The 15,105-nt window shown below is 45.2% G+C and carries 17 protein-coding genes; 6 read left to right on the top strand and 11 right to left on the bottom strand.

The window, feature by feature from the left end; translation table 11 throughout:
• Nucleotides 1-88: 88 nt before the first annotated feature.
• From N4J56_RS25440 to N4J56_RS25415, 6 genes are all read right to left on the bottom strand, one after another.
• On the bottom strand, nucleotides 89-1,021 hold the full coding sequence (locus tag N4J56_RS25440; RefSeq protein ID WP_317108980.1) for an alpha/beta fold hydrolase: 933 nt from the start codon (nucleotides 1,019-1,021) through the stop codon (nucleotides 89-91).
• An 80-nt stretch (nucleotides 1,022-1,101) separates the two neighbouring features.
• Complete coding sequence (locus N4J56_RS25435) at nucleotides 1,102-1,743, bottom strand: HAD-IA family hydrolase (RefSeq protein ID WP_317108979.1); 642 nt, start codon at nucleotides 1,741-1,743, stop codon at nucleotides 1,102-1,104.
• A 15-nt stretch (nucleotides 1,744-1,758) separates the two neighbouring features.
• A complete protein-coding gene (locus tag N4J56_RS25430; RefSeq protein ID WP_317108978.1) occupies nucleotides 1,759-2,310 on the bottom strand; it encodes a hypothetical protein in 552 nt (183 codons plus the stop codon).
• A 43-nt stretch (nucleotides 2,311-2,353) separates the two neighbouring features.
• Nucleotides 2,354-3,085 (bottom strand): ABC transporter ATP-binding protein, encoded by a 732-nt coding sequence (locus N4J56_RS25425; RefSeq protein WP_317108977.1) that lies wholly within the window; start codon nucleotides 3,083-3,085, stop codon nucleotides 2,354-2,356.
• Between the two features lie 95 nt (nucleotides 3,086-3,180).
• Nucleotides 3,181-3,405, bottom strand: coding sequence for an indolepyruvate ferredoxin oxidoreductase subunit alpha (locus N4J56_RS25420; protein WP_132867535.1), 225 nt, complete (start codon nucleotides 3,403-3,405; stop codon nucleotides 3,181-3,183).
• A gap of 176 nt (nucleotides 3,406-3,581) precedes the next feature.
• The gene (locus N4J56_RS25415) at nucleotides 3,582-4,133 is read right to left on the bottom strand and encodes a GNAT family N-acetyltransferase (protein WP_317108976.1); all 552 of its coding nucleotides are present in this window, start codon (nucleotides 4,131-4,133) and stop codon (nucleotides 3,582-3,584) included.
• Nucleotides 4,134-4,407: 274 nt separating this feature from the next.
• Here N4J56_RS25415 and N4J56_RS25410 point away from each other — a divergent pair, with 274 nt between their 5' ends.
• The 4 genes from N4J56_RS25410 (at nucleotide 4,408) to N4J56_RS25395 (ending at nucleotide 7,745) form a co-directional block, all read left to right on the top strand.
• Nucleotides 4,408-5,043 carry a peroxiredoxin gene (locus tag N4J56_RS25410; protein ID WP_317108975.1) on the top strand — a complete coding sequence of 212 codons (636 nt, stop codon included), beginning with the start codon at nucleotides 4,408-4,410 and terminating at the stop codon, nucleotides 5,041-5,043.
• Between the two features lie 119 nt (nucleotides 5,044-5,162).
• Nucleotides 5,163-5,723: a TRAP transporter small permease subunit gene (locus N4J56_RS25405; protein ID WP_317108974.1), complete on the top strand. Its 561-nt coding sequence runs from the start codon at nucleotides 5,163-5,165 to the stop codon at nucleotides 5,721-5,723.
• Nucleotides 5,707-7,044, top strand: a complete 1,338-nt coding sequence (locus N4J56_RS25400; RefSeq protein WP_410500590.1) for a TRAP transporter large permease — start codon at nucleotides 5,707-5,709, stop codon at nucleotides 7,042-7,044. The genes N4J56_RS25405 and N4J56_RS25400 overlap by 17 nt, the downstream gene beginning before the upstream one ends.
• 173 nt (nucleotides 7,045-7,217) lie before the next feature.
• Nucleotides 7,218-7,745: a tetratricopeptide repeat protein gene (locus N4J56_RS25395; protein WP_317108972.1), complete on the top strand. Its 528-nt coding sequence runs from the start codon at nucleotides 7,218-7,220 to the stop codon at nucleotides 7,743-7,745.
• 58 nt (nucleotides 7,746-7,803) lie between these two features.
• Here the strand turns inward: N4J56_RS25395 and N4J56_RS25390 are convergent, their stop codons facing one another.
• Nucleotides 7,804-7,929: a photosystem II protein Y gene (locus N4J56_RS25390; RefSeq protein WP_015156407.1), complete on the bottom strand. Its 126-nt coding sequence runs from the start codon at nucleotides 7,927-7,929 to the stop codon at nucleotides 7,804-7,806.
• 190 nt (nucleotides 7,930-8,119) lie between these two features.
• Nucleotides 8,120-8,647 carry a gamma carbonic anhydrase family protein gene (locus tag N4J56_RS25385; RefSeq protein ID WP_317108971.1) on the bottom strand — a complete coding sequence of 176 codons (528 nt, stop codon included), beginning with the start codon at nucleotides 8,645-8,647 and terminating at the stop codon, nucleotides 8,120-8,122.
• A 210-nt stretch (nucleotides 8,648-8,857) separates the two neighbouring features.
• On the opposite strand from N4J56_RS25385, the gene N4J56_RS25380 reads away from it, so the two are divergent.
• Together N4J56_RS25380 and N4J56_RS25375 are read left to right on the top strand one after the other, a co-directional pair.
• Nucleotides 8,858-9,367 (top strand): TIGR02652 family protein, encoded by a 510-nt coding sequence (locus N4J56_RS25380; protein ID WP_192160805.1) that lies wholly within the window; start codon nucleotides 8,858-8,860, stop codon nucleotides 9,365-9,367.
• 113 nt (nucleotides 9,368-9,480) lie between these two features.
• Nucleotides 9,481-9,921 (top strand): VOC family protein, encoded by a 441-nt coding sequence (locus tag N4J56_RS25375; protein WP_317108970.1) that lies wholly within the window; start codon nucleotides 9,481-9,483, stop codon nucleotides 9,919-9,921.
• Nucleotides 9,922-9,933: 12 nt separating this feature from the next.
• On the opposite strand, the gene N4J56_RS25370 is transcribed toward N4J56_RS25375, so the two are convergent.
• The 3 genes from N4J56_RS25370 to N4J56_RS25360 form a co-directional block, all read right to left on the bottom strand.
• On the bottom strand, nucleotides 9,934-11,154 hold the full coding sequence (locus N4J56_RS25370; RefSeq protein ID WP_317108969.1) for an aminomethyltransferase family protein: 1,221 nt from the start codon (nucleotides 11,152-11,154) through the stop codon (nucleotides 9,934-9,936).
• A 136-nt stretch (nucleotides 11,155-11,290) separates the two neighbouring features.
• Entirely contained in the window at nucleotides 11,291-12,781 is a 1,491-nt protein-coding gene (locus tag N4J56_RS25365; RefSeq protein ID WP_317108968.1) for an aspartate aminotransferase family protein, read from the bottom strand.
• A 6-nt stretch (nucleotides 12,782-12,787) separates the two neighbouring features.
• On the bottom strand, nucleotides 12,788-14,110 hold the full coding sequence (locus N4J56_RS25360) for a diaminobutyrate--2-oxoglutarate transaminase (RefSeq protein ID WP_317108967.1): 1,323 nt from the start codon (nucleotides 14,108-14,110) through the stop codon (nucleotides 12,788-12,790).
• Between the last annotated feature and the right edge of the window lie 995 nt (nucleotides 14,111-15,105).

The following is a 15,105-nucleotide window of genomic DNA, read 5'->3' as shown; positions in this document are numbered from 1 at the left end:
GGGATTAGGGGCGAAGGAGGACAAGGAAGACAAGGGAGCAGAGAAAAAATCCAAAATCTAAAATTCTCTAGCCACTAGTCACCAGCCACTAGTCACTCTCCCGACTCCCCAATTCCACAATCCACTCTTGCAAGATCGGATTCACCAATTCTGGTGCTTCGTCTTGGGGACAATGCCCGACTCCTTTTAAGGGAATAAACTTCTGTACTTGGGGATAGTTAGCTAGTTCTTGCCCCAACTCTACTGGTTCCCAAGGGTCGGCTGTTCCCCACAAGAAAATTGCCGGACAAGATAGCTGGGGTAACAAGTCTTCAGGTAGTGGTCCTTGAGAATAGGCTGTGAAAGCAACAAAGACTGCTACAGCCCCAGCATCTTTCGCTGGAGCCATCAAAAGGTCTACTAACTCATCTGTTACTGCTTCAGGATGAGCGTAGGCTTGGAGCAAGATTTTTTTGACTGTTTTCGGTTTTGCAAGTTGTTGAAAGAAAAATTTCCCAACTGGTTGAACTGCTAATAATTTCTGAATCAGCGGCGCGCCGAAGCGTCGATACCAAGGTAAGCCGCTGCGCTTGCGATCGTGAAGCAAACGTAGGGAACAATTGAGCATCGCTACACCCATAGTTAGCTCGGGGGCATATACTGCTGCTTGCATTGCTGCAATACAACCGACAGAATTACCAATGAAAACTGCTGGTTCTCTTACTACTTCGCGACAAAAATCGGCAATTTGCTGTCCCCAAGTCTCAAACGAATATAGGATTTGTTCTCCTGGCTTGAATTCCCCTGGAATCGGTTTAGCGGAACCACCAAAACCAATTAGATCGATAGCGTACACCCTACAAGTCTGCGCCAGATCGGGAATATTCTTGCGCCAGTGCCACCAAGATGCTCCAAAGCCATGTACCAGAATGACGGGAATACCGGTATCGCCTTGTTGTTGATAGCAAATCGAAAATCCCTGCCAAGTCCACGTTTTTACGGGTGGAAATGAGCTGGATGCAGTTAGAGGTGAGGCAGTCATGAATTTGAATAGCTGGTGACGATTAAAGCACGATCGCGTTTGAGGGCAGCGATCGACCCTACTTTTATTGTGACAAATCTTTACATCCCTGCCTCTTGACTATCTGTAACTCCTATCTCCGCTTCTACTGTCAGCCACAGTTCCCGCACGTCGAGCGCCCGCATTCCCGCACGGTGGGCAGCTTCTAAACCTGCATCGCTATCTTCGTAAACGATGCAATCTGTAGGAGTAACGCCCATGCGATCGGCAGCTAGTAAGAAAATATCGGGTGCGGGCTTACCCCGTTCTACATCGTTAACAGTCACGATCGCATCAAATAAAGAATATAACCCGATCGCCTTTAGGGTAGGTTCTACCACGCGAATATCGCCGCCTGAAGCTACTGCTAGGGGAACTTTCCCATAATGACTGCGGGCAACATCTGCTACTGCTTCAATTTCTACCACTTGATGTAGTAAGTCTAAGAAATATTTTTTCCGTGCGGGATTGACAGTATTAGCGTCTAAGGCATATCCAAAAGTATGATTTACAGTTTCGATTAATTCCAGCGATGACATACCTCGGCGATCGTAAAGCCATTCTTGGCTGAGATCGACACCCAGAGGACGCAGCGTTGCTAACCACGCTTGAATATGAGTGGGGATAGTATGCGCTAGAGTGCCGTCACAGTCAAAAATTAAGGCGCTATAGGGTGGCATTGGTATGAGACACGTATCTTGCATACTGCTGCTGTTGGATTATTTCAAATCATTATTGTCTTTAACTTCTATCGTTGTACAGGTCGGCTCAAGATCGTAGCCAAGGTAAGAATAACTGTGCCACTTTCTAGTTCCACTAGACCAGACGGTGAGATGAAGTCCTTCAGAACTCGCACAGGAACGAAACGATTCTTCTATACCATCACCATCTAAATCGCCTACTACTTTTAACCCAACTCTATGAAGTTGGTTACTTGAGTTCAAAACACCAATTGCAGGTACGCTCAGATGAGAGCGATTATTCAGTAGCGATCGCCGATAATATTTTCTAGAGACATTGTGTGGTTTTGATATCTCACTACACTGGCGATCGCTACCTGAAATAATTCCACTCACTACTCTTTGTGGAACAGATAGAAGTACGATATTGACTTGACTACCAATGTTGAGTCTTGATGCGGACGCGATGAGACAAACTAAATGTTCTTTCGCGACAACAATGCCGAGTTTTCGGTCGAGCGAACCAGCCACAGCAAATTGCGAGTTGAAAGCAAGCATTAAGCCAGCCACAATTAGAAAAACTCGCTTCATTTCAATTTGTAAACTGAATTAATCTTGCGCTGACCTTGATTTTTCAATGAACCCTACCCGCACCGAGATATAATTCTGCCACTTTGGGATCGTTGAGTAATTCGTTCCCAGGACCGGAAAAGCGATCGCGTCCTGTATCTAATACATAACCCCGATGTGCCATTGCCAAAGCTCTACGAGCATTCTGTTCCACTAAGACAATTGCCGTTCCACCTTGGTTAATTTGTTGAATTTGTTCAAAGACACTCGATACCAATACGGGAGATAAGGCAGCACTCGGTTCGTCAAGTAATAATAAACTCGGTTCTAGCATCAAAGCTTTACCCATCGCGAGCATTTGACGTTCCCCCCCAGAGAGGGTTCCAGCTTTTTGCCGTCTGCGGGTGGCTAGAACCGGGAAAGTCCCATAAATTCTATCTTTTAAAGGAGCTAATGCAGTTTTGCGAATATATGCTCCCATTTCTAAATTTTCTTCTACGCTCAAAGAGGCGAAGACGTTAGAAATTTGCGGTACATAACACATTCCCATCTGCACGATTTGATTGGACTTCAAACCAGTGATACTGCGATTTTTAAACGTAACTTTGCCTCGATGTGGGCTGAGTAATCCAAAAATCGTTTTAGCTAGAGTAGATTTTCCTGCACCATTCGGACCAATCACCGCTACGATTTCTCCAGGGAAAATCTGAAAATTTACCCCCTGAAGAATATCTAGGTCTTTGACGTACCCAGCCCAAACATCTTCAACTTCTAACAGAGGAGCAGAACTGTACATACCTCAAGGTTGGCTCTCAGCAATTAGCATTTAGCTTATCCCAGATTATGGCTCAGCAAGTGCGATCGCTACCATTTACATCTGCGCCCTGCCTGCTAAGGAGTTTTCTGCAAGTCTGGTCTTTCTTCTGGGACAATCGCCCCTTCAACAGGACAAACTTGAATGCAGATGCCGCAGTCTATACATGTCGTAAAATCGATCCAGTACCATTCTGTCCCCTTGATATTTTTCCCTGGACCTGGATGAATACATGCTACAGGACAGGCATCAACGCAATCCGCAACACCTTCGCAAACTTCAGTAACAATTGTGTGTGACATAGAGCGTTCCCTTAAAATGTTTCAATTTGCAGCGCTAATGCTTATTTTTGTACTCTAACAAAAAATTTCATTGTCGTTAATTTTTATTACAGTTTCACTCATTTATCTTAGTAAGTAATGATTAAGCATTGCTCCTGTAGCTGTAACTTACAATCTTCTTGCAATCTCTAAGATACTTAAACTAACAAAACATACATAGAATTATCTGGCTGATATTCTACTCGGTGTAATGTATAGTACACTACATCTAATCCGTAAATATGGGCATCTTTTGTGTAGTGCAATCCCGCTTTCTCCATCACGCGCCGGGAAGCTAGATGGTGTGGTAGTGTCAGCGCTACAATCTTGCCTAACTGCACTTGCTCAAACCCATATCTCAAACTAGCTTTTGTCGCTTCAGTTGCTAGTCCTTGATTCCAGTATGTCCGATCGAGGCGATAAAGAACTTCTACTTCATTGCTGTCTGGCAAGCAATTGAGTCCGCACTGTCCGATTAATTTATGGTTGACGCGATCGCAAATTGCCCAAACGCCAAACCCGTGTTGCTGCCAATGGTAGGTAAAGTAGTTATAGGCTGCTTGAGCTGCTTCCCTTACTTGCTCCAGAGGTACGCTCCCCTTGGGAGAGTAACGGGTATATTCTGGATCGGCAAAAATTCGAGCATAATCTTCTAAATCTCTCTCAGTAAAACACCTCAGTCGCAGTCGAGCAGTTTCAATTGCAGGCATGACTGTTTATCGCATCTCTATCTCTACACATCTTGTAATATCTTGTAATATAAAAAAGCTTCTCCGAAGCGATCGCGCTGTCGTAAACTAAGCTTTGCTTACTAATCAGGGAGTAGGGAGCAGGGAGCAGGGAATAGAGAAAAACTTACCTCTCGCCTCACCCCCATCATAAATTTTTCTTTAAAACAGGCAAACTCCTATCGGAAAACAGGGGTTTTATGGCAGGATCTGTATAGTAGGCGAACTATGACATTTTGACGACAGGAAAACAAAAATGGCGCTTCAACTTGGCGATACAGTACCTAACTTTACCCAGTCCTCTTCATTTGGGGATATCGATTTTTACGAATGGGCTGGTGATAGCTGGGTAGTGCTTTTCTCTCACCCTGCTGACTATACCCCTGTTTGCACGACAGAATTAGGCGAAGTCTCAAAACTGAAGCCTGAATTTGATAAGCGGAATGTAAAAGTGATTGCTTTGAGCGTTGATGATGCTGAATCTCACAAAGGTTGGATTGGCGATATCAATGAAACTCAATCCACAACCGTTGACTATCCGATTTTGGCAGATCCCGATAAAAAAGTTTCTGATTTGTATGGCATGATCCACCCGAACGCCAACGCTAAAGTTACGGTTCGTTCGGTCTTTGTGATTGACCCCGACAAAAAATTGCGCTTGACTATCACTTACCCACCTAGCACTGGTCGTAACTTTGAAGAAATCTTGCGCGTCATCGATTCTCTGCAACTAACTGATAATTACAGCGTTGCTACGCCAGTGAACTGGAAAGATGGAGATGATGTGATTGTTGTACCTTCTATGTCAACTGAAGAGGCGAAGCAAAAATTTCCCAAAGGAATTCAGGAAGTTAAGCCATATTTACGGGTAACTCCTCAGCCCAATAAATAAATTCGAGAGTTCGAGAATTCCGATTGATGTAGAGACGTTACATGTAACGTCTCTACTAATTTATGTGCGCGGCTTATTGATAGAATGCTACATCTATCGCTTTGGAGAGGGAAAACACCTTGCAAAGCCTACTACGCATATCAAAAATCATCGACACGATGAACGAATGGATCGGACGCTTCACGGCTGGCTTCGTCCTGCTCATGGTACTCGTTGGAGTCTGGAACGTCGTCGGTCGATATCTAGGACGAGCCGTGGGACAAAACTTAAGTTCTAACGCTTTAATTGAAGCTCAATGGTATTTATTCGACCTTGTATTTCTTTTGGGTGCTGCCTACACCCTCAAACATAACGACCACGTTCGAGTAGACATTTTCCATCGTAACTGGTCGCCCAAACTCAGAGCCTTTACCGATCTCTTAGGAACAATATTATTTCTGATTCCTTTTTGCATCATCGTGCTGGTTGTTTCTTGGGACACCATTCTTGTCTCTTGGAGAATTGGCGAAACTTCTCCCGATCCTGGTGGATTACTCCGCTACCCAATCAAAACGATGATTATCGTTAGTTTGGTGTTACTGATTTTTCAAGGGATTTCTGAAGCCATCAAAAACTTAGCAATTATCACGAATCAAATGCAGCAGGAGGAACAGAGTGATAACCCTGGAACTGGACTATGAGTGGTTGGGTCCCTTGATGTTTGCAGGGGCACTGGTACTGCTTTCTTTTGGCTACCCAGTTGCATTTGCTTTAGGTGGAGTAGCAATTTTATTTGGCTTGCTAGGCATTAGTTTGGGTGTATTCGACCCGATTTTTCTCACGGCAATGCCTCAGCGGATTTTTGGCATCATGGCTAATTACACGCTGCTGGCAATTCCCTATTTCATCTTTCTCGGTTCGATGCTGGAAAAGTCCGGTATCGCTGAGAATCTGCTGGAAACAATGGGAATTCTCTTGGGGCGATTGCGTGGAGGTTTAGCTTTAGCAGTCGTGGTTGTGGGGGCGCTACTAGCGGCAACAACGGGTGTAGTCGCTGCAACCGTAGTAGCAATGGGTCTAATTTCCCTCCCAATTATGCTGCGATACGGTTACGACAAACGATTAGCTACTGGCGTAATTGCTGCTTCTGGGACGTTGGGACAGATTATTCCTCCTAGTGTAGTGTTAGTCGTGTTAGGCGATCAGTTAGGCGTTTCCGTTGGAGATCTATTCATCGGTTCCGTCATTCCTGGTTTGATGATGGCAGGAGCATTTGCCATACACGTTGTAGTTGTAGCGTTCCTCAAGCCAGAAGTAGCCCCAGCTTTACCAGAAGATGTGAGGGCAGCAGCAGGAAAAAATTTGGGTAAACGAGTTGTACAGGTGATGATACCGCCCTTGCTGTTGATTTTATTAGTGTTAGGCAGTATCTTCTTTGGCATTGCCACGCCCACAGAAGCAGGTGCAGTGGGATGCTTGGGCGCAGTTATACTAGCCGGATTTAATCGTCAGTTGAGTTGGCGATCGCTCTGGCAAGTTTGCGATGTCACCTTGCGAATTACCAGCATGGTAATTTTCATTTTAATTGGCTCGACCGCTTTTAGTTTGGTCTTTCGCGGCTTGAATGGCGATCGCTTCATGTTTGACGTTCTCACCAACCTTCCTGGCGGCGAAATCGGCTTTTTGTTCGTCAGTATGCTGGTGGTGTTTATCCTCGGCTTTTTTATCGATTTCTTCGAGATTGCTTTTATCGTCGTACCTCTATTTGTTCCCGTAGCGCAGAAATTAGGCTTGAATCTCATTTGGTATGGCGTGGTATTGGGAGCTAACTTACAAACATCCTTTCTCACTCCGCCTTTCGGCTTTGCTCTGTTCTATCTACGGGGTGTTGCTCCCCGCGAAGTCACCACTGGAGACATTTATCGCGGTGTGGTTCCGTTTATCATTCTGCAACTGCTCGTTTTATTGGCGATTATCGTCTTCCCTGGAATTGTTAGTTTTCTTCCCTCACTGATTCGCTGAACTCGTATCTGTCTGAGAGTCCGTGTGGCTAAGAATTCTATTCACTCAGGCTGAGTCTGAGGCGATCGCCTTGACTTCAAACAAGTTTAATTCAACCAAAATTGCAATAACTCCACCACAGTCGCAGGATAATTAAGATAGAAACACTATTTTCATTTGAGTTTTTACAGCCAATGGATAAAAATCTAGCAGCTGTCTATCTGCTAATCTTGTTAGTCCTGCTGGGCGGAACGGCACTTGCTATCTTTCGCCAAGTCTTTAAAACGCGCCGCGTTGAAGGTACTCTGGCACAACTGCAAAAAAAGTTGTCTCAAGCCCAAGGTACAGCCGAAGAATATTACGAGTTGGGTGGGATTTATTTAGATAAAAAACTTTACACCCAGGCGATCGCCAATTTTCAAAAAGCGCTCAAAGCAGTAGAGCAAGAAGAGCAAAACCCAGAAAATCTAGCTCTCATCTACAACGGCTTGGGTTATGCTTATTTTGCTCAAGAGCAATACGACTTGGCAATTCGCAACTACAAAGAAGCCTTGAGATTATATCCAAGCTATACTACAGCGCTTAATAACGTCGGTCACGCCTACGAACGAAAGAACTTGACTACCCAAGCACTACAAGCTTACGAGCAAGTATTAGAGTCAGAGCCAAAAAACAGTACGGCAAAACGACGGGCTGAGTCTCTTCGCAAGCGAGTTGCGTAGCGAGGAGTAGGGTGCGTTCAATAACGCACCTACGCTTTTTAACCCCTAGTCCCTCAAATTAAGCTTCTTTGTTGAAAAAGCCTTGAATTTGTCTGATTGCAGCAGGAGCAATGTTGAATAGCGCCCAGCTAGCAGCAGCGATTACTGGTAGCAGAACAAAAGCAACGCGCAGATCGATGTCCATATGTCTTCCTCTCTTAAATAGAGTTTAAAGATTTTTGAAATTTTCTCATCTTTAATTGTTAGCCGAAAACGACAAATTGACTAGTCCTTTTCAAAAGTCAAAAGCTAAAAGTCAAAAGTCAAGACAAATTGCTCCCTCGTCTCCCTTGTCCTCGACTTACGACTTACGATTTACGAGTTCTCCCTTGTCCCTATTCTCGATAAAACCCGAGATCGGTTCCCTTTCCCGCATGGACGAGGGCGAGTTTTTCGTAGCGACGAGCGTGTTCGATCAATTCTGCGGCTTCGGTTTGGGAGACTTCCCGTAAAATTTTGGCAGGTACTCCGACAACAAGCGATCGCGGTGGTACATCTTTACTCACAACTGCCCCCGCTCCCACAATGCTTCCCGCTCCGACTCTGACACCATCTAAAATTACTGCTCCAATACCGATTAAACTGCCCCGCTCGACGTAAGCTGAATGCACGACCGCCCGATGTCCTACCGTAACATAATCTTCCAAAACAGTCAGTTTCCCAGGATCGCCGTGTAAGATAGCGCCATCTTGAATATTAGTACATTCACCAATTTCAATCCTTTCGACATCGCCGCGCACCACGGCTCCGTACCAAATACTCGCACCTTTTGCCAGCTTGACAGCGCCCATGACGACAGCATTAGCTGCAACAAAGGCAGCCGGGGAAAGATCGGGAATTGACCAGTAGGATTGGGCAGACACGATAGAATGTTCTATATGATGATTAAGAATCATCGTTTAGCTTAAAACCTTAAGATTCCAAATCTATAATGGTGTAGCTATTCTATACAAAAAATTGCAATGTGATAGTCTTTAGGAGGCGGTGGTGGGTCTAAAAAGCTCTAGTTGGTCGCAAAAACAGAATCGAACCAACGGCAGTGGTAGACAAGTCAGTATTCTGGTTTACGCCTCATGATCAATCCAGGCTTGCAGTACCCAATATTTGGTCCAGAAATTCCGTGTCCCCACTGTCGCCAACCGATCCCGGCGCTAACGTTGACGGATACTTATCTATGTCCGCGTCATGGGGCTTTTGAAGCCGATCCTAAAACTGGCGAATTAATTCATCTCCAGTCGGGTCGCCACTGGCGGCGTTGGAATAACGAGTGGTACAGACAACATACCCACCCAGATGGTATTAGGTTTGAAATTCACGAAGCACTGGATAGGCTGTATACACAGGGTTATCGCGCCACGCGGGTGATTATCGCTCGTCGCTATCAAGACTTAATTAGCGGTTACTTGGAGCGCAGTACCCCCTGGAAAGGGCAGTCCGACCAAACCAAACCCAGACTTTACGGCTTACCCGTAGAATTTAGCCCCGATCCTGTAGATGAACCCTGCTGGGAAGTCATTAATTTCGATCTAGAGAAAGAACCAGGAGTCCCCGTTCGCTACCCTTACTTTCGTTTATTTGAGTGAATAGGGAGTCGGGAGTAGGAAGTAAGGAGTCGGGGAAGAAAGTAGTTGTACATTTCCCCTTGTCCCCTTGTCCTCTTTTTCCCGCCCTCGCCCCTCGCCCCTCGCCCCTAGTTATGCACCACGCCTCAATTCGGACTGCAAATATTCACAAAGCGATCGCCTTTTATGAGCAGTTAGGATTTACTGTGTGCGATCGCTTTACCACGGGCTACACTCTGGCTTGCTGGATGGAAGGATTAGGGGGACGGATTGAATTAATTCAAATTCCCCAGCCGCGCCCCGCCCCAGATGCGTTTGGTGACGAGCATTACGTGGGATACTATCACCTATCTTTCGATTTAACTGAGACTGCTACCGATTTACCCAGTTGGTTAACTTCTGTAAAGGATAGATTTGCCCAAGCTGCTGAAACCCAACCAGAACAATGTCAACCCTTAAAAGTCTTATTAGAACCCACGCAACAACAAATCGGCGATCGCGTTTATGAAGTCGCATTTATCGCCGATACTGATGGTTTACCCTTAGAATTTATTCGGACTTTACCCAAACTATAATCGGTCTAAACCTCAAGCTAACGCCAAAGTAGGAACGCTAGTTGCAGTACTGCGCTTGTGGTCTGGATCGTAGAAGGGAAGAGATTTGATGCTGGCAGGGATGGTTTGCCCGTGAATTTCCACACTCATTTTGGGGGCGAGAGAAGTTGTCGCTTGGGCGTAGTTGGACGATACAGAAGCGATCGCAATGTAATTTTGACCTGCAGGCGACCAACAGCCGCTCGTTACCTGACCGATTGTTTGTTCTCCCACACGAACGGGGAACTTCGTCCGCCAAGGAGTCCGTAAATCTTGTAGAAATAAAGATTGTTCGCCGTAAGTTTGATGTAAAAACTGGCGATCTAACTCCAATCCTACCAACTGTCGCTGTACCCCTTGTTCTTTTTCCTTCAGCAATGCTTCCCGACCGATAAAACTTGCCTTGCTAAAGTCTACAGTCCAAGCCAAGCTGACTTCTAGGGGAGAAACTTTTTCTGCGTCGGTTTGCGCTTGCCGAGAGGGAATGTAATCGTACTCGTACCAAATTAGACCAGCTTCAATTCTTGCCAAGTCCAGCGCGTAGAAACCAGCAGGCTGAATACCTTCCGAGCTTCCTGCTTCCATCAAAATATCCCATAGGGCGATCGCATCTTTCGCTTCCGACCAGACTTCGTAACCGAGATCGCCAGTATAGCCCGTGCGGGAAATCACTACCGGGATATCGCGAATTTTTGTCTCGACGAAATTGAAATACTTTAGCCCATCTAAGTTAGTATCAGCAACTTGATTCAAGATAGTGCGGGATTTCGGTCCTTGTAAAGGAAGGGTGTTAGTCGTCAGGGTTTTATCTTGAATCTCGACTTGCAATCCTATGGAATTTGCCTGCACCCAATCTAAAGTTGGGGTATTGGTCGTCAATTGAAACGTTGTTTCGTCAAAACGATAAACTGTACCATCGTCGAGCAACTTACCCTCAGCATCGCACAGAGCTGTATACATGACTTGCCCGATTTTGCACTTATTAATATTGCGCGTAATTAGTCGGTCTAGTAACAAAGCTGCATCTGCACCGCGAATGAGATAGACGTACAGTGGAAAGAAATCAAACAAAGCAGCCGTATTGCGAATTGCTAAATACTCAGGCATTACCGAGAAGTTGTAAGTGTCTGCCATGATGTAACCTTCCCAGGACTGCCATTTCCGAGATTTACACAATGCTGCGACTCTAGGATATACGGGTGTTGGTTTTAACATAGTTCAGTTATCAGTTATCAGTTGACAGTTATCAGGAAACGGGGAACAGGGAGTCATCACTTCCGACTCCTGTACAGGCGGGTTTTGGGCGAAAATCTATTGCTACCAGCCGTGAATCTGCTTGCTAAAACCGCCCCTACCGACTCCCGACTCCCGCTTCTTTGGCGGGTTGCATGAAATTGGGCAATTCGCTGAGCATGGTTCCTACCCGTTTGATTTTTTCGACTAAGGCAACAGTGCGATCGAAGGTGACTAGGGGATTGATGAGGGTAAACTTTAGATATGCCCTACCTTGGATTTCAGTCTGACCGATGACGGCTTTACCTGTCTGTAATAAGGCTTGTTTGATGCCCAAATTCACTGCGTTGGTGGAGCGATATCGAAAGACAACAGTACTCATTTCGGGGCTGACTGCTAGTTCTAGCTGCGGATCTTGCTCGATGTATGCTGCGATTTGCTGGGTTATGTCAATGCCGCGATCGACAACGCCAGCAAAGAATTCTCGCCCGAGGGCGCGAAAGGCAATATATGGTTTGACCGCATCAAACCGACGAGTGGTCTGAATTGATTTTGTCACTAAATCGGGAATGCCTTCGTCTTCGTTATGCTCTGGATTTAGGTAAGCAACATTCAGCCGCATCAATTCAAAGCGAGATTTATCTTTGAGCAAGAACAGACTACAGGGAATCGGTTGATAGAAGAGTTTGTGAAAATTGATCGTAATCGAATCGGCTTGGTGGATGCCAGCTAGTTTCTGGCGATGGCGATCGCTGAGCATTAATGCTCCCCCGTAAGCAGCATCGACGTGCAACCAGGTGTTGTGTTCGCGGGCGATCGCAGTCATTTCGGCGATCGGGTCGATGCTACCGAAATCTGTCGTCCCAGCTGTTGCGACAATGCAAATTGGAATCAAATCTTGGCGATCGATATCTTCCAAGCACTGCACCAAATGTTGCGAACAGAGGCGATAGTTCTTGTCAACTTTGACGCGCACGACTGCATCCATACCCAAGCCTAAAATTGCTGCCGATTGTTGCACGCTAAAGTGTGCTACCTCCGAACAGAGAATCCGAAATCGCCCTGCTAAGTTTGGCAACCCGTGCAGCTGACTTGTAAATCCACGTTGCTGCAAAGCATAATCCCGCGCTAGCATCAGCGCCATAAAATTTGACTGCGTGCCACCACTGGTAAGAGTGCCGTCAGCGTTGGCATCGTAACCATATAATTGACACATGAAGTTAATCAAATTCTGTTCTAGTAACGTCGCTGCGCCACTTTGATCCCAAGAGTCCATCGACTGATTAAATGCCGAGATCAGCATTTCTGCTGCTAGAGAGGGAATTAAAACTGGGCAGTGCAAGTGAGCCACGCAATCGGGATGATGCACGGCGATCGAATGGCTGAAGATCGCCTCTACAGCTTCTTGTAGAACTTGCTGAGTCGGGATTCCTTGCTCTGGCAGAATCTTTTGAGTGAGAAACTCGCTGAGAGTTGCGGGAGATAAGCCACTGAAGACTCGTTCCTGCTGGCTCAGACAGTCCTGAATTAACTTCTGAGTTTGCTGTACAGTCTGAGCGTATTGGGCTAAGCTTTCAGGATTGTGGTTGAGAAAATGCTGTAAGTCCATTTTTGATTAAATGTTCTCCTGGGCAACAGCTGCAACTGCATCTCGGAAAATTTGACAGACATCATCAATCTGTGGTGCTTCGATAATCAGAGGTGGTAGAAAGCGCACGACGCTGGAATTGCGCCCACCTAGTTCGATAATTAAACCGCGATCGAGACACTCAGCTTGAAGTTGGCGGGCAAGATGTCTGACTTGTGCGGATAGTTCTACTCCCACCATTAGCCCCCGTCCCCGCACGTCGGCAATGATGTGAGAAAATTCGGCTTGAATTTGCCATAACTGCATCTGAAAATGCATCCCCATTTGCTCAACATAGGTAGCGAGTTGATTTTCACGGATGTAGTGAATGGTGGCGAGTCCAGTCGCCATTGCTAGTTGATTTCCTCGGAAAGTGCCTGCGTGTGCGCCTGGTTGCCAAACATCTAATTCATCTTTGTAAAGAATGACTGCTAGCGGTAAACTACCCCCAACTGCCTTGGATAAAACGATGACATCAGGTATGATTCCAGAACGTTCAAAGGCGTAGAGCGTTCCTGTTCTACCTAGACCTGTTTGAACTTCATCCACAATTAAGGGAATGTTTCGTTCTCGCGTAATTCTGCGTACCTCTCGCACCCAAGCGTCCGGTGCTGGAATTACACCCCCTTCACCTTGAACGATTTCCATGACTAAACCAGCTAGGGGGAGAATGCCACCCTCTGGATCGCCCAAGGTTGTCTCTAGGTATTGGCTACACTGTTGATAGTCTTGCTCGCAGTCGCCCGTACCGATAGGATAGCGATGATGATAAGGGTAGGGGAAGAAATGAACATCTGGCATTAACCCTGGAACTTGCATTTTGGGACTTAAACTTCCCATCAGTGCCAAAGAACCGTGAGTCATGCCGTGGTAGCCACCGCGAAAAGCACCAACTGCCCGTCTACCTGTTGCCGTCTTGACTAGCTTGAGTGCAGCTTCAACGGCATCGGAACCGGAAGGACCGCAGAATTGAATTTTGGCATTTTTGCTAAATTCTGCTGGCAAGGACTCGAATAACTCGGAAACAAATTCATCCTTAATTGGCGTGATCAGATCCAATGTCTGCATCGGCAGATCGTTATTGAGCGCGTCGTAGATTGCTTGCTTGACGGCTGGGTGGTTGTGTCCTAAAGGTAATGCACCCGCGCAAGCTAAGCAGTCGATGTATGTTTTGCCATCTACGTCTTTAACGTAAATGCCCTTAGCTTCTGATAGTGCTAAACCCAAGTTTCGAGCGTATGTTCGCGCGTTTGATTCGCGGCGAGCTTGCCTTTCTAAAATGGGAGTCGAGCGCTTGATAATAGTTACCATGAATAGTCCTGAGTAATTTGTGAATGAGTTAAGTCAAGAGAAATAACATAGCTTGCAGCACAGCACTAGCCTGAGATAGCTGAGGTGCAAGAACTATACCAGAGCTAAAAAAGTGGCTTGAGCGTTTTTAACTCTCCTGAGTTGAGTAAAAGCAACTATTTCTACAGCTCTTAGCTGTCAAAAATAAATTTTTTCGCCATACTTTTTACCTATGTTTGGCAAAACCTCGAACTGAAGGTGACTCATGCACTGCTATCAACATAGGTCGAACTCAGATGAAAAGCTACGCATATAGCCTTCTAAAATTACTGAATATGTATCGATAAGAGATGAAGGATAGCAGATAATTTTGACATAAATTAATGAGGTCTTGGCTGAATACGTAATGAGATACTCAAGCAACCAAGAGTTACTTTTTTCCTACCTATTTATGTTGTTTGAGTTAGCTGAGTTTAAGAATTCTTATAGCAAAGATTTAAACTCGTTATGATTCGATAATTTCATTATTTCTTAAGATTGTCAACTAGTATTTTCTGGCAGACACAAAATTGATTAATGTTACTTTTTATACTTAAAAGCTTAACCGTAAAATTACTTAGATGCAGCTCGTGCAAGGCAACAAAATATGAAATCATGTAGATTTGGGCAGTTTGTTTTCCATAAAATACAAGTGGAATTGAAAAGCATCTGTTAAATTATTAAATACTATGCAGCAATTGTATCTATCTATTCAGCACAGGGCTAATGTATGTAATCTGTGTTCGAGAATGCTGCAAAATATCAGGTTTAAGGACGCATTTATAATAGGAAATTAAAGCTCTTTACCTAGATTCATTTAAGCAAATTCATTGTGGTGATTTTTAAGATTGTTATTCAGAATAAAGCTAGTATAACTCACCTAAATTAAGTTTTGTATTTTCCCGAAATAGTTTTTAGCGGTTTGACTAATTAAAAATTATTGCGTATAACTACAGAGAATGCCTAGAGCAAATTGT

This window comes from Chroococcidiopsis sp. SAG 2025, assembly GCF_032860985.1.
In the GTDB taxonomy this organism is placed as follows: Bacteria; Cyanobacteriota; Cyanobacteriia; order Cyanobacteriales; family Chroococcidiopsidaceae; genus Chroococcidiopsis.
Note: the sequence above shows the minus strand (reverse complement) of the source record. Positions and strands in the feature narration are given on the sequence as shown.